This is a genomic window from Flavobacterium palustre (assembly GCF_014639535.1).
GTDB classification, from domain to species: domain Bacteria; phylum Bacteroidota; class Bacteroidia; order Flavobacteriales; family Flavobacteriaceae; genus Flavobacterium; species Flavobacterium palustre.
In genome coordinates this window covers 44,118-60,465 of the sequence record NZ_BMGA01000009.1, presented here as the reverse complement: position 1 = coordinate 60,465, position 16,348 = coordinate 44,118, and the positions used below count along the sequence as shown (strand labels likewise).

Below are 16,348 nucleotides of genomic sequence, written 5' to 3'. Positions count from 1 at the left end.
TGCGCTCGAATGCTATACACAACAAAAACCAATGAACTTAAAAAAAGCAATATCACTTTCACTCAAATGGATTTTAATCTGTGCTTTGATAGGTTTTTTTTCCGGTTCGGCTTCTGCGTTTTTTTTAATTGCTCTCGAATGGGTTTCCCAACTTAGAATACACAATAATTGGTTTATTTGGTTATTGCCCGTTGGAGGATTAGCAATTGGTCTCCTTTATCATTATTATGGAAAAAGTGTTGTAAAAGGAAACAATCTTTTACTGGAAGAATACGAAAATCCCAAACAAACCATTCCGTTAAAAATGGCTCCTTTTGTACTTATAGGAACCCTTATTACTCATCTTTTTGGAGGTTCGGCAGGTCGTGAAGGAACAGCGGTACAAATGGGAGGTGCTATTGCCGACCAGTTTAGCCGAATATTTCAACTCGATGCAACCGACCGAAAAACACTTATTATTTTAGGAATCAGTGCCGGATTTGCTTCCGTTTTTGGAACACCCCTTGCAGGTGCTATTTTTGCTTTAGAGGTCGTTTATTTTTGTAAAATCAGCTTAAAAAGCAGTATTTTATCTTTTGTTGTTGCTTATTTCGCTTACTACACTGTAGAATTTTGGCCGGTTCATCACACTCATTACAGTATTCCGGTCATTCCGGAAATAACTATCGAAAATTTACTTTGGATAATTCCAAGCAGTATTCTCTTTGGTTTAGCAGCGATGCTTTTTTCAAGAAGCACTCATTTTTGGGGTTCCTTATTTTCAAAAAACATCCCTTATCCGCCATTACGACCTTTCATAGGCGGAATCATTCTAGCATTCACTTTCTATTATTTTAATGCTGCAAAATTCATGGGATTAGGAGTTCCTTCTATTGTAGAAGCTTTCTCAAAACCGAATGAATCCTATGATTTTCTGCTCAAAATCCTATTCACCGGATTCACTTTAGGAGCTGGTTTTAAAGGCGGCGAAGTAACTCCGTTATTTTTTGTTGGTGCGACTTTAGGAAGTGCTTTATCTGTTTTTATTCCGCTACCAATAGCCCTTTTGGCCGGAATGGGATTTGTAGCTGTTTTTTCGGGCGCTACTCACACACCTATTGCCTGTACTGTTATGGGAATTGAACTTTTTGGTATCGAAAGCGCTGTTTTCATTGGTATTGCTTGCTCTATAGCCTATCTCGCCTCAGGTTCTGTTGGGATTTATCATGCACAAACAGTAAAAGGGATAAAATTCCATTTGTATGAAAAATTCAAAAGAAACAAACTTGACGATTTATAAATTGCAAAAAGAAGTTAATCCTGAAATGTTTTCACAGTTTACACTAAAAAAATGTAAATTCGCAACCTATGAAAACACAAGACATACAAGCAATACAATCCTTACTGGCAACACCTAAAAAAGTTGCTATTATTCCACATAGAAATCCTGATGGAGATGCCATGGGGTCAACCTTGGCGCTGTACCACTTTTTAAATAAAAACAATCACGAAGCCACTGTAATTTCGCCTAACGAATTTCCTGATTTCTTAGCCTGGCTGCCGGGTTCGGAGATGGTTCGTGTTTTTGAAACCGACAAAGAAAATTGTACCCAAATATTACAAGAAGCCGATATAGTTTTCACCCTCGATTTTAATGCTTTTCATCGTGTAGGCGAAATGGAAAAAGTACTCGAAGTACTCGACACCACTTACATCATGATTGACCATCATCAAAAACCGGATGATTATGCGGCTTATACTTATTCCGACACTACATTTGGTTCTACCTGCGAAATGGTGTACAACTTTATCTCTTTTTTAAATCAAAAAGACCAAATTGATAAAACCATCGGAACCTGTATTTATACCGGTATTTTAACCGATTCCGGTTCTTTTAAATTTCCTAACACCACTGGAGACACTCATAGAATTGTTGCCGAATTAATTGATTTAGGGGTTGAAAACACTAAAATTCCTAATTTACTTTTCGACAATAGTTCGTATAATCGTTTGCAATTATTAGGCAGAGCTTTGCAAAATTTAAAAGTATTACCTGAACACAAAACCTCATATATTACACTAAGTCAGGAAGAACTAGACCGTTTTAACTATGTAAAAGGCGATACAGAAGGCATTGTAAATTATGGTCTAAGCATCAAAGGAATTCAGTTTACTGCTATTTTTATCGAAAACAAAGACGAAAAAATTATCAAAATTTCTTTCCGTTCTCAAGGAGGTTTTGATGTCAATGAATTTGCCAGAGAACACTTTAACGGAGGCGGGCATCGTAATGCTGCCGGAGGAAAATCAGAAGTTTCAATGGAAGAAACCATAGCCAAATTTGAAAAATTAGTACATAACCTAACGCTGTAAATACTATGAAAGCAATCCGATTTATGATTTTAAGCTGTTTTTTATGCTTAGGTTTTACCGCTTGCAAAGAACCTCAGGAGGCCCGACGTCCTGTTTCGAGAGCTTCGGGAGTTTTTATGAAAAAATCTATTGAAAGAAATAAAAAACTAATTGCTTCTGAAGAAGACCAAATCAAAGCTTTGATTAAAAAAAATCCAAAAATCAACTACATTGCTTCTTCTAAAGGTTATTGGTATTCGTATGAAATTAAAAACGATTTGGACTCCTTAACACCAAAAAAAGGTGACGTAGCGTTTTTTAACTACGAATTAAAAGACCTTAATGGCGCGGTTATCTATTCGGAAGTAGAATTGAGACCTCAGGTGTATCGGGTAGATAAACAGGACATTATGATGGGATTGAGAGACGGAATCAAATTGATGCGTAAAAATGAAAAAGTAAATTTCTATTTTCCATCGCATATTGCTTATGGTTATCATGGAGACAACAAAAAAATTGGTGTAAACCAACCTTTAATTTGCACCGTAACACTGAATGACTTCAAACCGGAAGCAGTTTATAAAAAAGAATTGGAACAAAACATTACAAATAGTCTGGCGAAAACCGACAGTGTTAAAAAACAAAAAAAAGCAATTGTAAAAACAAAACCAACAGCTAAAGATACTCTTGAGGAATAACTCCAGAACAAGTCCAATTCCAGCTCACCATTGCCCCTGCAATAAATCAAACGACTAACGATTATGAAAAAAAGCATCCTGTTTGTACTACTTCTTATCACTAGTTTTTATTCCTGTAAAAATGAAAGTGATTATTTCGCAGATGGTTTGTATGCTAAAATTGAAACCAACAAAGGGATTATTTATGTTGAACTGGATTACCACAAAGCCCCAATTACTGTAGCTAATTTTATTACACTGGCTGAGGGAAAAAATAATTTTGTCGCTACAGAATACCGAAAAGGACGTCCTTTTTATGATGGTTTAAAATTCCACCGTGTCATCAAAGGATTTGTAATTCAAACCGGAGATCCCGAAGGAACAGGAACAGGAAATTCCGGCTATATATTTAAAGACGAATTCAGTGATGAAATTTTTGATAAAGAAGGCGTTTTGGCTATGGCTAATAACGGTCCGGCATCTAACAGCAGTCAATTTTTTATCACACGCAACCCTACCCCATGGCTGAACGGTAAACACACTATTTTTGGTCATGTGATGAATAACGGAATGGACGTTGTTAATGAAATTTATCAGGGCGATGCTGTCAAATCCATCACTATTATCCGCAAGGGAGAAGCGGCTAAGAAATTCAATGCGGTAAAAACATTCGATGATTACTTTGTTATCGAATCTAAAAACCAAAAAGTACAAAAAGCCATTGAAGCGCAAAACGAGAAAAAATACAATGCAAAGTACGGAAAAACAATTGTAGATAAAATTAACTATTTTGACGCTTTAAAAAGAAAAACAACCAAAACCGTTTCAGGATTAAGGTATCGCATCATTCAAAAAGGAAATGGTCCAAAACCTGCTACCGGAACTACGGTTAATGTTAATTATGCTGTTTATTCAGAATATGGAGAGCTTTTTGATACAACTATCGAAAATGTCGCAAAGGCTTTCGGAAAATTGGATCCGCAACGTGCAGCTCAAAACGGCTACCAGCCAGTCCCTTTTCAGGTAGGAAAAAAAGACGGCATAATTCCCGGATTTACTGAAGGTCTTGAAAAAATGTCTTTTGGAGACAAAGCCGTTTTATTCATACCATCTTATTTAGCCTATGGTTCCGGAGGCGCAGGAAATGTAATTCCGCCGCACACCAACCTTATTTTTGAAATTGAATTAATTAATCCCTAATAATTTTAAATACAACTATTAGAAAAACGCAAAACCAATGAAATTTAGAATATTATTTTTAGCATTTTTTGCTTTATTTACGGTTCAGGCTCAGGAAACTTCTAAAAAAGCAGTAAAAAAAACAACTCCTGTAAAAGAGGACGGTATTTTTGCAACCATTAACACCAGTAAAGGAGCCATTGTTTTACAATTAGAATTTGAAAAAACACCTGTTACAGTTGCCAATTTTATCAGTCTTGCTCAAGGCAAAAACGAATTTGTAACCGACAGCAAACTGAAAGGAAAACCCTTTTTTGATGGTTTAAAATTTCACCGCGTTATTAGTGATTTCATGATTCAGGGTGGTGATCCGCAAGGAACCGGTGCAGGAGGAACAGGTTATTCTTTTAAAGACGAATTCATTCCTGAGTTAAAATTTGACAAAGGCGGAATTTTGGCGATGGCCAATTCCGGACCAAAAACCAATGGAAGTCAGTTTTTTATCACCCACAAAGATACACCCTGGTTAAACGGCAAACACACCATCTTTGGACACGTTGTAGAAGGAATGGATGTTGTGAATAAAATTGTCCAGGATGATGTAATCAAAAACATCACTATTACTCAAAAAGGAACTTTGGCAAAAAAATTCAATGCCCAAAAAGTTTTTGCTAACTATTACAACAACAAAGCCGAAGAAGAAAGAAAAGAAGCCGAAGCTAAAGCAGCAGCTGAAAAAATTAAAAAAGAAAAAATAGCAGCTTTGAATGCTGAAAAAGTAGCATATTTGAACAATCAAAAAACCGGCGCTACTACTACTCCTTCCGGTTTAGTGTACAAAATAACACAAAAAGGAAACGGTGCTAAACCAGCTGCGGGAACCACCGTATATTTCCATTATTCCGGCTTTTTTGAAGACGGAAACTTATTTGACAGCAGCCTTGAATCGGTAGCTAAATCCTACGACAAATTCAACGAAATGCGAGCCATGCAAGGAGGTTACAATCCTTTTCCGTTTGAAATAGGAAAAAAAGACGGTATGATTCCCGGATTTATCGAAGCCATCAATTTACTTTCTTTTGGAGATAAAATGATTGCTTATATCCCTTCAAAATTAGCTTATGGCGAAAGCGGAGCAGGTGGAGTGATTCCGCCAAATGCAACTTTGATATTCGAACTTGAAATTTTTGACAAACAAGCTCCAACAAAATAAAAACAACACTTTAAAATCCGATTGCCTTCTCAAGTCAATCGGATTTTTTTTACCCAACAACTATTTGTATTAAAAAAATAAGTTATTTTTCTTACCTAAACGAAGTTATTTTTTATATATTTGAAAAAATATTCTGAGTTTTTCAAAAACTGCTATTAACCCCCCATTTTGGAACTATCTTGAAGAACTGCTGTAATATATTATAAAAATCAATTTTATAAGCTCATGTTTTATCAAGTAAATGAAATAATAGACATCAACCTGAAATTGCTGTTTTCATCCAAAAACCAATCTTTGAAATTTTCAGAGTTCAAGGATAACAGTGGAAAAAAATTAGGTAAAATAATGGAACTTTTTCAGTTTATGGAAAAAGAAAACCTGATTACAATAGAAAACAACAGGTGTTACATCACCGAATTTGGAAAAAACATTGTTGAAAATGGTGGTTGGTTTGAACATTTGAAAAAAAAGGAAGAAACCGAAATAAGAAAATCGGAAGAATCTAAAAAAAATCAGCATCTGCATAAAAAAGTAAAAAAGAAAAAGGCGGTTTTAATTGGTAAAAGCTCTTTCTTTTTCATCGCTAATCATTTCAAAAATATTCTTAAAAAAAGAAAAGTATGAGTATTCAAGATTTTTTTTCTCAGGAATGCGAGAAACTATTCTTAATTCACAAAAAAAGTTTGATTGAAAAAACCTCATTTAATGAGCAGAAAAAAAACTTAAAACCCGAAGATTATCCCAAATTTGACCGTGAATTCAAACGCTTTCAAAGACAGCTAAGTTTGAATTTATCAAAACTGATTAAGAAAAACCGAAACACTAATGTCGAAGAAATTCTGGAACCCATTGCTAATAAATATGCTAAATCTTTCCTGAATTTAGTGGATTTATCCAAAATTAACCTTGAAAAAAAAACAGAATTAAAACAGTAAAAAAAACAATTTCAGCATACAAAAAAGCCCTTTGATTCCAGAGAATTAAAGGGCTTTGATTTTTAAAATCAGGCATTATTTTTTACCAAACTTCCAGTCAAATTCATCTTTATTATTGATAATGGCGCCTACCTCAACCTTGACCACTTCTTCAAACTCGGTTTGTAACAACAACCAATTTTCTTCGTTAAAGTAATTCTCAAAAGTATCAAACTCCTCCTGTGTGAATTTAGTAATGTTTTTTTGAGCTAAATCTTTCTTTACGTCTTTAATATTTCTGCCGATTAATTTATTGCCAAATAATTCCAAATCAGCCCCGGAAACAACAACATAACCAAATTTAAAATCTTCGTCTTTATAAAAAGTCAAACGCATTTTAAATTTATTATACACAAAAATCACATTATCATCTTCGTCTTTATAATTTCTGTCCGGAGTTCCATAAACGGCAGTGACATCTTTTTGTTTCATCCCGAAAATGAGCTTATCAATTCCGTTTTTAAGGTTTATTTTCATATATGTAAAATTTATTTTTTAGCGGTTATATAGGTTATCGCCTTTTTACTTAGCAGTCTTTGCTTGCGCAAACTTATTCTTAGTGGCGATTTCATATCTGTAATTTTAGCGCAAAGTTCGCAAACTTTTTCACATCTCGGGCATTTTGTCGGTTATAATCTTAAGATTTTACTAAAGCCAAACAGCATCAGGCAAATTTTCAGTAAATTTAATATACAATGCTTTTTTGAATAAAAACTGTTATTTATCAGGCTAAAAAAAGTAAAAAACCACCCAATCTAAAAATTAGTTTTCGAAAAAAAATACTCTTATGAACCTACCTTTTAAAGATAAAAAGTTTGTTTTTTTGCTACTAGCTGTTGGTATTGTTGTTGTTTTAGAAATATTATCGCTTTTAGGAATTCATTTGCCTATGCCTTATGCGCCGTTTATTTTTTGTACTTTTATTATTGCTATCGGGCATAAAGTGATTCTTAACGGACTTCAATCACTCGTCAAACTCAACTTTAGCAGCATCAATTTACTGATGACAATTGCAGTTATTGCTGCCTTATATCTGGGTCAATATCCCGAGGCTGCTGTTGTTATTGTATTGTACGTTTTGGGCGAACGGCTGGAAGATATTGGACTGGAAAATTCAAAATCAGCATTAGACGAATTAATTAAAAGTGTTCCTAAAACCGCATTTGTAAAAAAAGCCAATAAAGAAGTTCCTATCAACCAAATTGAGATAGGGACTGTCATCCAAATCAAGTCCGGAAATATTATTCCACTGGATGGTCAAATCACTTTTGGCGAAAGCCTGATAGACGAATCGGCTATTACCGGAGAACCAATTGCTAAAGAAAAACAAGTAGGAGATTCAGTTTTTGCAGGGACTCTTAATACCAATGGATTCATCGAAATTAAAACTACCAAACTTTCAAATGATACTACTTTTGCAAAAATTATCCAACTCACATTTGAAGCCGGAGCAGCTAAAAGCGAAACTCAAAAATTCATCCAACGCTTTTCTAAATTATACACTCCTGTTATTATTGGATTGGCGTTATTGATTTTTGTTGTTCCTGTTTTTTTACTGCATCAGGATCTCAACCATTGGCTAAAACAAGCCATTACATTATTGGTTATTGCCTGTCCCTGCGCTTTAGTTATATCAACTCCGGTTGCTATTTATGCTGCTATTGGAAACGCTTCTGCAAAAGGTGCTTTGGTAAAAGGCGGAAAATACATTGAAGCCTTAGCCGAAATCAAAGCAATAGCCGTAGATAAAACCCGAACCATAACTTATGGAACTCCTGTAGTTTCAGATGTTTTTCCTTTGATAGGAACGAGCCGAAAAGATTTGCTTTCCTGTGTATCGGGTGCGGAACTATTTTCTGAACATCCATTGGCTCAGGCCATAATTACAGCAACCAGAGCTGAAGGTTTTGAACCACATACCGCTAAAGATTTTAAAAGCATTATTGGAAAAGGCGCAACAGCAAAATGCGAAGTTTGTCAAACCGACAGTGTTCTGGTAGGTAAACTCGAATTTATTAGAGAATACCATGAAATTTCTACTGAAGTGGAAGCAATTGAGGCACAACTGGCCTCCGAAGGAAAAACCAGTGTGGTGATTAGTTTTGGGAAAGGCGTTGTGGGAATTATTGGTCTTACCGACAAAATTAAGCCTGACAGTGTAACAGCCATACAACAACTGCAGGAACAAAATATTGATGTAATTATGCTTACCGGCGACAGCGAAAAAGCGGCACATTACATAGCCCGACAAGTAGGTATCACAAAAGTATTTGGCGGCTTACTTCCGGAAGAAAAATCAGAAGAAATAAAAGCTTTATTACAACAATACGACAAAGTTGCTATGGTAGGCGACGGAATTAACGATGCCCCGGCACTGGCAATAAGCACCGTAGGAATTGCTATGGGAACTGCGGGAAGTGATACTGCTATAGAAACCGCCAATATTGCTTTAATGAACGATCAGCTTTCATTAATTCCTTTTTTAATCCGGTTGAGCAAAAAAACCATGAAACAAATCAAAATGAATACTCTGGGTGCTATTATAACCAAGTTTATTTTTGTTCTGCTTGCTGTTTTTGGTATTAGTAATCTGGCACTGGCCATAGCTGCCGATGTAGGAGTAACATTAATCGTCATCTTATTCAGCCTGAACCTCATGCGGTTTGAAAAATCGAAAACTTAAAATTATCTTTTTGGAGTTTATTCACTAACTTTCACTGAGCAAAAAGATATTTGTAACCAACCAAAAATCAGAAAGCCATGAACATCTCTTTCGAAAAAAAAATATTTCTGGGATTTATAATTAATGTAATGGTTATTATTGCGGCCGCATGGATTTTCTTAGTCCGAATCAATCCGGAACGCGACAGCACTCTTGACAGTAAACTGGAGGTAATTGCAATCTCTCTATTGATACTTTCTGTAATTCTATTGGTTGTTGTTTATTTTATTATACGAAGCCAATTAAAAGCTAAAGAAACAGCCCAAAAACTATTGGAACAAAACAAACAATTGCTTCAGTCAATTATTGATAATACTTCAAATCCTATAGCCATCAAGAAACTAAACGGAGAATACCTGTTAGTCAATAAAAATTTTGGCGAATTATTTGGCATAGCCAATGATAAAATCATTGGTAAAACCGATCAGGATTTTCTCCCGAAAGAAATTGCCGAAACCTATCGAAATTCGGATTTAGAAGTGGCTAAGAAATTAATCGAATTAAAATCAGAAGAAACCATTCCGCAAAAAGACGGAATCCACACCTATATTGCGGTTAAATTCCCTTTGTATGACGAAACGGGAAGAATTTACGCTATCGGAGGCATTTCGACAGATATTACCGAAAGAAAAAAACTGGAAGATTCTCTAAAAGCTACGGACGCTTTTTTCAATATGTCCTTTGATATTTTTACGGTTGCCAAAAACGATCATTTCATCAAAATTAACACTGCATTTACAAACACCCTGGGTTATACACAAAAAGACATGGACGAAATAAAATTCATGGATTTGACGCACCCTGAAGATCGTCCCACATCTGATGAAGTATTGACTCAAATACTTAAAGGAAACACGGTGGTGAGCTTTAAAAACCGGGTACGCCATAAAGACGGCACCTACCGATGGCTGGACTGGAATAGCAGTATTGATTTAAAAGAAGGGATTATTTATTCGGCTGCCCGTGATATTACCGAACAAATAGCTCTTGAAATGGAACAACAAAAAGCGGTTGAAGAACTCTATGAAAACGAAGAAAAATTACGTGTGATTGTCGAAAATATTGGCGAAGGCGTTATTGTTGCCAATGCTGATAAAAAAGTGGTTCTGGCAAATTATATAGCCAATGATATTTTTGGAATTGAAGAAGACGATAAAATCTCAACCGATTTAACCACTCACTTCGAACTCTATTTCCCTGATGAAAAAACCATATTTCCCGCTCAAAATTTACCCATGGAACGTGCCTTTAATGGCGAAATTACCGATGATGTCGATTTAGTACTTTGGGATCCTGTTGCCCGCGAAAAAAGAAGGGTTTTAATTAGCGGTCGTCCTTTAGTTGACCAGGACAACAATATAGTTGCTGCTGTTATTACCATCAAAGACATTAGCAAATACAAAAAAATGGAAGAAGAACTCGAAGAAACCGAAACCAAATACCGCAAACTCATTGGTTTTAAAAACGATTCTAAAGACGACAAAGACAAGAAAAAACCATTGTAAAGGGATTAAAAATACACAAAACAGGCATTCAGTCTTTTTCAGTTAACTCAATATTGTATCTCCGCTATGAAATCCATAGTTTTTTAGCGATGATATTAAAAAAAAACAGCCACAAGAATATTCCCTGCGGCTGTTTTCATTAATATTAAATGACTTAGAATTTTACAACTCATACCATTCTTTTTCTGTGGACTTTGGATTTCCTAAAATATTTTTAAGCGTATATTTTTCGGCTTCTGATTTTTTTAATTGATGTGTCCATGCCGCTCTTTCTTTTGGTTTAAAACCTTCGCCAGTACATTCATACTCCGCAAAAAAAGCTGTTTTTTCATTATCTGCATTCCCCCAATTATCCCATGCTTCAGCAGCGATTTGTTTCGGCAATTCGCATCTTATAAATACTGATTTTGCCCAGGCTCTCCAGGGCCTGCCCAGATACAACTTATCGACTTCTTCGTTGACAATCACTTTGCAATCCAGAAAAACAAAACCAAATTCTTTGTCTTTTGGTGTATTCGGTGCTGTTATATACGAATTAGCTTTTCCAAAGATGGTACAGTTTTTAAATACTGCTGTGGCTGGTCCGAATATAAAATCTGTTGTTCCCTCGATATGACAGTCTGTAAAAAATTGTCTCGAATATTCGCCGCCATGATAAATGGTATCCTGATTTCCCAAAAACTTACAATTCTTAAAAACGGCTTTATCGGCATCAACATATAAGGTAACTGCCTGCCCAACACGACCTGCTGAATTTTCGAAAGTAATATTCTCTGCCCTGAATCGGTTTCCGGATATTTTAGCGGTATAAGAATCAAAAGTCCCCATTTTGCCTCTGCCGGAATAATCATTGTAGGTAATAATCGTTTTATCAACGCTTTCGCCTATAAAAGTCACATCGGTATTATTAGCCGATAATTCTATCTTTTCGTTGTAAACTCCGTTTTTAATATATAAAGTTATCGGAGCCAAAGGGAATTTTCGCATCGCATCAATGGCATCCTGAATGTATTTGAATTCGCCGCTGCCGTCTTTAGCAACAGTAAATTGGTATTTGTACTTTTCAGGATTGGATGTTTGTGCCAAAAACAATTGGGTAACCAATAGAAAAAACAAAATGTATTTTAGTCTGATTGTATTCTTCATTTTTATTAATTTTTAATAGTAGCATTTAATTCTTTCATCCCTTCAAAAACCAGTCTGGCTACCTCAACAGCTCCTTTGGTTTGAAAATGAGTATTATCTTTTTGTCCTTCCGGATAAGCCTCATATTTACCCGCAGGGAAATTCATAAAATAATTTTCTGCCGAAAAAGTTTCTCCTTTTTTAGTAAAAAAGTCCATTGATTTTTTATTCAAATCGATAAACAATACATTCAATTCTTTCGCCACATCTTTTGCCGCCTGATCGTACAATCCGTGCACATTTTGCAATTTTCCATCTTTCCATGGAAAGTTTCTGGCAACAGGTGTTAAAATAATTGGTAATGCGCCTTTAGCTCTGGTTTGATCTACAAACAATCTCAAAAATTCTTTATATCCTTCAATAGGAATATACCTTTCGGTTCTGTCTTCAGCAGCATCGTTATGTCCGAATTGCATAATAACCAAATCGTCTTTTTTAAGTTCTTCAAACACCGAACGCCATCTTCCTTCCTGAAAAAACGTTCGTGTACTGCGACCGCCTCTGGCACGGTCATCGACAACTGCATTTGCTTTTTTTATCAGTTTATTGACTTGTTGCAGACTGTCTTTCACTAAAAACTGCTGAAAAACCTGCCCCCATCCCGTAACAGGATATCGGGTTTTCATGTAATCTTTGCCCGGTTCGTAATTATTGGCATAATCTGCCATAGTAGAATCTCCTATTAAATAAACAGTAGTTACATTCGGTTTTTGCATGCTAAAAGCCATGATGATACAACTGGCTATCACAGCAATTGCAGGGATTATAAATTTTCTCATTTATTATTTATTAAAAACTTTAATTAAAAAATCATTGATATAATTCGCCGTTGGATCAATCCACGGATGAAACAGCCAGAAAGTATGCAGTTGGATATCAAATTTATGAACTTCGGTGTATATTCCCCAATCTTTCATCATTCCGATTAACTCATCCTGACCGGCATGAAATCTGGGAAAACCACTATTGATAAACAAAATGGGACAGGATTTTTCATTCGCCCAAAAAATGGGTGAAGCCTCTTTCCATATTTCCGGTTTTTCATAAAAAGTCCCTCCTAACCATTGTACATCCGGAGAATCCGCTTTTCGATTTAAATTCAATGACAGCGGCGCCATAAAATCTACCACTCCGTCCAAATCTACAATAGCCTGAATTTTGCTTGAAAAACCTAAATTTCCCTGATCACCTTCTTTAGATTCAATTCCGCTTGTAAGTCCTGTTAACAATGCCAATTGTCCTCCTGCCGAACAACCTGAAATCGCAATTTTATCCGGGTCAATTCCGAATTTATCAGCATTAGCGCGCGTCCATCGCACAGCCGATTTTATATTGTAAAGGGCTGCGGGATATTTGGCTTCCTGTAACAATTGGTATTCCACACATATCGTCACAATTCCTTTGGCAGCCAATTTTTGAGCTAAAGGAACCTGCAACATTTTATCTCCCGCTTTCCATCCTCCGCCGTGAACCATGATCAGTGCCGGATATTTTCCTTTTTTCTTTGGCGAAAAAACATCAACATGTAAATCCCGGTCTCCGAAAGGAGTGTTTTTTAATGTGGTATAAACCAAGTTTCGGCTTTCATTTACATTCTCCGGCAAAGAGTCTTTGGCGGATTTTATGTTTGGAAAATATTTTACATATTTTTTGAACTCATTTTTCACCGTAAACGAAGTATCTTTTGGAATCTTAATTGGTGCTTGCTGCGCATTGGTACAAAAAGACACAAAAAACAACATGAGAAATATACTTTTAAAAAACTGCTTCATAGCATTGAAAATTATTTATTAGTTTATTGGTATTTATCTGAAAGATAAAGCCTTTTAAGCATTTAAGAAAATTAAGATTTGCTATTTTATTAACTTTCTTAATTCGCTTAATGGTTTAAAAAAAAGAATGTTCACAACATTTCCAGTAGAACTATTTATTGAAAACTTTTATTAAAAAATTATCTATATATTGAATTGTTGGACTAAACCAAGGCTCATACAAACAAAAAGAATGCGGTGCTCCTTCGAATTCTTTTACTTCAGAATAGATTCCGTTTTTATCCAAAACCTGGATGTAATCTTCTCTTCCGGCGTGCATCCAGGGCACAGCACTATTGATAAAAAGCGTTGGAGGCGTTTGAGCACTCACATAACTCAAAGGCGATGCAGCCTCCCATAATTTAGGGTTTTCTGCTTTCGAATAGCCAAACCAATAAGTCCCGGCCGAAGTACTTTTAGAATCATCTCCTTCTCTACCATCCGGATGTACAAATGACAAGGTTCCGTCAATATCCACAACAGCATTAATCTTAGATTCCGTACCTAAATTACAAGAAGTTCCTTCAAATAACGGCATATTCGCCGTTGTTCCCATAAAAGCTGCCATTTCTCCACCAGCCGAAAATCCTAAAACTGCAATTTTATTGGCATCCAAATTATAAACAGCAGCATTTTTTCGAACCCAGCGTATAGCCGATTTAATATCAAATACAGCTGCCGGAAAAAGCGCTTCGGTAGAAAGGCGGTATTCGGGAGTGAAACACACATAGCCTATGCTGGCTAATTTTTGTGCCATCGGATAATGTTGCTCCCTGCTTCCTGTACGCCAACCGCCACCGTGAATAATGATAACCGCTGTTCGCTTTGAATTTGATTTTTCAGCATTATAAAAAACATCCAGATTCAGTTTACGTTTTTCAATTTCACAATAACTTACATTTCGTTTTTCTTTCACTGAATTAAAACGAAATTCAGGAACAATCTTAATGTTTGGATGTTTTTTTACATCGTACCGATAAGCAGCCTTAGTGGAGTAAGAAGTGTCTTTTACTCCGGTAACTCCTTTATAAGACTGACTGTATATTTTGCTTAGAAATAATGTTGAAGCGAATAGTAAGACAAATTGAAATCTAAAATTCATATTGATTCTCATACAAATTAAATTAAGAAAAAAACCCATGTATTTTAGAAAAATCTAGTCACACATGGGTTTAACCAACTATTTATTAACCAATTTAATTATTCTAATTCAACGGGTATCCCGGATTTTGTTCCAGTTTTGGATTTGCAGTTCGCTGCTCCTGTGGAATAGGATATATTCCTCTAAAAGTAGCCGTTTGTGTTGTTTTAAAAGCCCAGGTTCCAGTGAAATAAGTCCCAAAACGAATCATATCTCTTCTGCGGTGTCCTTCCCAAATTAATTCTCTGGCTCTTTCGTCTTCAATGTTTTTCAGAGTCAAACTTGTCAGAACAGAAGCATTACTTCTGCCTCTTACCGTATTTACTAAATTCAATGGTGTATCCGGAATTGTTGTAGTACCACCTCTAAACAACGCCTCGGCTTTTATCAGTAAAATATCTGCATAACGCATTAAAACTAAATCATTATCTGCATTAAAACCAGACCATGATGTACCAATAGGCGTATATTTCAACACTTTGTAACCTTCATTATCTTCGGCACTAATCAAACTTTGCACAGCAATGATATTCAATTGTGTTCCATTTGGATATTTCAAAGGCGTAACACCATCTAAATAATATTGTGGTCCATATTCAATCAATGATTTACGAACATCCTGATTTTCATATCTGTCCAAAGCTTCCTGATACGTACTATATCCGTTTGCCGGAGTAAAAGGCAAATTGTATTTTAATTTATCTAAACCGTTTTGAGCATATAATATAAACTGATTATTACCCGCATTTTGTGATGGTGAAATCGAAAAAGAAGAAATAATTTCTGTCGAATTTTGCTCATTCGTTGACTTAAAATTGTCCACCACTGCTGCTTCTAACGAATATTTATTGGTACTGATAATTTTATCACACATTGCAACAGCTTCAGTCCATTTAGGAGTTCCGGTATATACCTCCGCATTTAGATACATGGTTGCCAGAAGTCCGTAAATAGCTTCTTTAGTAAATCTTGGATAATAACTTGCTTTGTTAACGGTTGTTATTGAAGGTAAATCTTCAATAGCAGCTAACATTTCTGTTTCGATAAAATCAAATATTTCAGCCCTCGGAGTAGTACCAGGCAAATTATTAGGATCTATTCTTGCTACTGTAACTAATGGTACATTACCCCAAAAATCCATCGCATAAAAATAACCATAAGCACGCAAAGCCCTTACTTCTGCAACTAATCCTTTTAAATTAGCACTGTTTGGCGAAGCCTGCAAACTTTCTAAAACAGCATTCGCAGTACCTATTTCCTGAAAAATATTTCTCCATGCTCTTCCACATGTTGCATTTGTTGGAGCTACAGTATGATTGATGATATCAATATTATTTTGATCAAACCATCCGCCACTTGCTCTTCCGGGAACTATAAATTCATCAGTTCCAAATTCGGCAATACGCCATGGATCCCCAATATGAGCTACCTGTGATAAGGATTGATACACTCCTACAACAGAAGAAAGTGCTTCTGCTTCATTATTATAATAAGTATCAGGAGATAAACTTCCGAATGTTTCTTCATCTAAATTAGTACATCCTGCCAAACCAAATACGGCTACGAATGAACACATTATTAATTTGATTGTATATTTTTTCATAATAGTA

The 16,348-nt window shown here is 35.6% G+C and carries 15 protein-coding genes; 9 read left to right on the top strand and 6 right to left on the bottom strand.

What is annotated here, in order from left to right; all coding sequences use genetic code 11:
* The first annotated feature begins 31 nt into the window (after positions 1 to 31).
* The 7 genes from IEV84_RS14750 (at position 32) to IEV84_RS14720 (ending at position 6,335) form a co-directional block, all read left to right on the top strand.
* Complete coding sequence (locus IEV84_RS14750; RefSeq protein ID WP_188495277.1) at positions 32 to 1,279, top strand: voltage-gated chloride channel family protein; 1,248 nt, start codon at positions 32 to 34, stop codon at positions 1,277 to 1,279.
* Between the two features lie 68 nt (positions 1,280 to 1,347).
* A complete protein-coding gene (locus IEV84_RS14745) occupies positions 1,348 to 2,352 on the top strand; it encodes a DHH family phosphoesterase (protein WP_188495275.1) in 1,005 nt (334 codons plus the stop codon).
* Between the two features lie 5 nt (positions 2,353 to 2,357).
* A complete protein-coding gene (gene gldI, locus IEV84_RS14740; RefSeq protein WP_188495273.1) occupies positions 2,358 to 3,029 on the top strand; it encodes a gliding motility-associated peptidyl-prolyl isomerase GldI in 672 nt (223 codons plus the stop codon).
* 63 nt (positions 3,030 to 3,092) lie between these two features.
* On the top strand, positions 3,093 to 4,208 hold the full coding sequence (locus IEV84_RS14735) for a peptidylprolyl isomerase (RefSeq protein WP_188495271.1): 1,116 nt from the start codon (positions 3,093 to 3,095) through the stop codon (positions 4,206 to 4,208).
* Positions 4,209 to 4,245: 37 nt separating this feature from the next.
* A complete protein-coding gene (locus tag IEV84_RS14730) occupies positions 4,246 to 5,400 on the top strand; it encodes a peptidylprolyl isomerase (protein WP_188495269.1) in 1,155 nt (384 codons plus the stop codon).
* A 225-nt stretch (positions 5,401 to 5,625) separates the two neighbouring features.
* Positions 5,626 to 6,024, top strand: a complete 399-nt coding sequence (locus tag IEV84_RS14725; protein ID WP_188495268.1) for a hypothetical protein — start codon at positions 5,626 to 5,628, stop codon at positions 6,022 to 6,024.
* The gene (locus IEV84_RS14720; protein WP_188495265.1) at positions 6,021 to 6,335 is read left to right on the top strand and encodes a hypothetical protein; all 315 of its coding nucleotides are present in this window, start codon (positions 6,021 to 6,023) and stop codon (positions 6,333 to 6,335) included. Before IEV84_RS14725 ends, IEV84_RS14720 begins: the two co-directional genes overlap by 4 nt.
* A gap of 75 nt (positions 6,336 to 6,410) precedes the next feature.
* Here IEV84_RS14720 and IEV84_RS14715 read toward each other — a convergent pair whose 3' ends face one another.
* A complete protein-coding gene (locus IEV84_RS14715; RefSeq protein ID WP_188495263.1) occupies positions 6,411 to 6,851 on the bottom strand; it encodes a hypothetical protein in 441 nt (146 codons plus the stop codon).
* Positions 6,852 to 7,161: 310 nt separating this feature from the next.
* Between IEV84_RS14715 and IEV84_RS14710 the strand changes: the two genes are divergently transcribed.
* Both IEV84_RS14710 and IEV84_RS14705 read left to right on the top strand, forming a co-directional pair.
* Positions 7,162 to 9,057 (top strand): heavy metal translocating P-type ATPase, encoded by a 1,896-nt coding sequence (locus tag IEV84_RS14710; RefSeq protein WP_188495261.1) that lies wholly within the window; start codon positions 7,162 to 7,164, stop codon positions 9,055 to 9,057.
* A gap of 77 nt (positions 9,058 to 9,134) precedes the next feature.
* Entirely contained in the window at positions 9,135 to 10,601 is a 1,467-nt protein-coding gene (locus IEV84_RS14705) for a PAS domain-containing protein (protein WP_188495259.1), read from the top strand.
* Between the two features lie 162 nt (positions 10,602 to 10,763).
* On the opposite strand, the gene IEV84_RS14700 is transcribed toward IEV84_RS14705, so the two are convergent.
* The 5 genes from IEV84_RS14700 to IEV84_RS14680 all read right to left on the bottom strand — a co-directional run bounded on the left by IEV84_RS14700 (position 10,764) and on the right by IEV84_RS14680 (position 16,341).
* A complete protein-coding gene (locus IEV84_RS14700) occupies positions 10,764 to 11,747 on the bottom strand; it encodes a pectinesterase family protein (protein ID WP_188495257.1) in 984 nt (327 codons plus the stop codon).
* 5 nt (positions 11,748 to 11,752) lie between these two features.
* Entirely contained in the window at positions 11,753 to 12,565 is an 813-nt protein-coding gene (locus IEV84_RS14695) for a rhamnogalacturonan acetylesterase (protein ID WP_188495255.1), read from the bottom strand.
* A gap of 3 nt (positions 12,566 to 12,568) precedes the next feature.
* The gene (locus IEV84_RS14690) at positions 12,569 to 13,528 is read right to left on the bottom strand and encodes an alpha/beta hydrolase (protein WP_188495254.1); all 960 of its coding nucleotides are present in this window, start codon (positions 13,526 to 13,528) and stop codon (positions 12,569 to 12,571) included.
* A gap of 181 nt (positions 13,529 to 13,709) precedes the next feature.
* Positions 13,710 to 14,711 (bottom strand): alpha/beta hydrolase, encoded by a 1,002-nt coding sequence (locus tag IEV84_RS14685; RefSeq protein ID WP_229732704.1) that lies wholly within the window; start codon positions 14,709 to 14,711, stop codon positions 13,710 to 13,712.
* Positions 14,712 to 14,802: 91 nt separating this feature from the next.
* Positions 14,803 to 16,341 (bottom strand): RagB/SusD family nutrient uptake outer membrane protein, encoded by a 1,539-nt coding sequence (locus tag IEV84_RS14680; RefSeq protein ID WP_188495253.1) that lies wholly within the window; start codon positions 16,339 to 16,341, stop codon positions 14,803 to 14,805.
* Positions 16,342 to 16,348 lie beyond the last annotated feature (7 nt).

What these genes read in the sequence shown, in the direction of transcription:
- IEV84_RS14750 (WP_188495277.1), top strand. Translation starts at nt 32, where the DNA reads ATGAACTTAAAAAAAGCAATATCACTTTCACTCAAATGGATTTTAATC.
- IEV84_RS14745 (WP_188495275.1), top strand. Translation starts at nt 1,348, where the DNA reads ATGAAAACACAAGACATACAAGCAATACAATCCTTACTGGCAACACCT.
- gldI (WP_188495273.1), top strand. Translation starts at nt 2,358, where the DNA reads ATGAAAGCAATCCGATTTATGATTTTAAGCTGTTTTTTATGCTTAGGT.
- IEV84_RS14735 (WP_188495271.1), top strand. Translation starts at nt 3,093, where the DNA reads ATGAAAAAAAGCATCCTGTTTGTACTACTTCTTATCACTAGTTTTTAT.
- IEV84_RS14730 (WP_188495269.1), top strand. Translation starts at nt 4,246, where the DNA reads ATGAAATTTAGAATATTATTTTTAGCATTTTTTGCTTTATTTACGGTT.
- IEV84_RS14725 (WP_188495268.1), top strand. Translation starts at nt 5,626, where the DNA reads ATGTTTTATCAAGTAAATGAAATAATAGACATCAACCTGAAATTGCTG.
- IEV84_RS14720 (WP_188495265.1), top strand. Translation starts at nt 6,021, where the DNA reads ATGAGTATTCAAGATTTTTTTTCTCAGGAATGCGAGAAACTATTCTTA.
- IEV84_RS14715 (WP_188495263.1), bottom strand. Translation starts at nt 6,851, where the DNA reads ATGAAAATAAACCTTAAAAACGGAATTGATAAGCTCATTTTCGGGATG.
- IEV84_RS14710 (WP_188495261.1), top strand. Translation starts at nt 7,162, where the DNA reads ATGAACCTACCTTTTAAAGATAAAAAGTTTGTTTTTTTGCTACTAGCT.
- IEV84_RS14705 (WP_188495259.1), top strand. Translation starts at nt 9,135, where the DNA reads ATGAACATCTCTTTCGAAAAAAAAATATTTCTGGGATTTATAATTAAT.
- IEV84_RS14700 (WP_188495257.1), bottom strand. Translation starts at nt 11,747, where the DNA reads ATGAAGAATACAATCAGACTAAAATACATTTTGTTTTTTCTATTGGTT.
- IEV84_RS14695 (WP_188495255.1), bottom strand. Translation starts at nt 12,565, where the DNA reads ATGAGAAAATTTATAATCCCTGCAATTGCTGTGATAGCCAGTTGTATC.
- IEV84_RS14690 (WP_188495254.1), bottom strand. Translation starts at nt 13,528, where the DNA reads ATGTTGTTTTTTGTGTCTTTTTGTACCAATGCGCAGCAAGCACCAATT.
- IEV84_RS14685 (WP_229732704.1), bottom strand. Translation starts at nt 14,711, where the DNA reads ATGAGAATCAATATGAATTTTAGATTTCAATTTGTCTTACTATTCGCT.
- IEV84_RS14680 (WP_188495253.1), bottom strand. Translation starts at nt 16,341, where the DNA reads ATGAAAAAATATACAATCAAATTAATAATGTGTTCATTCGTAGCCGTA.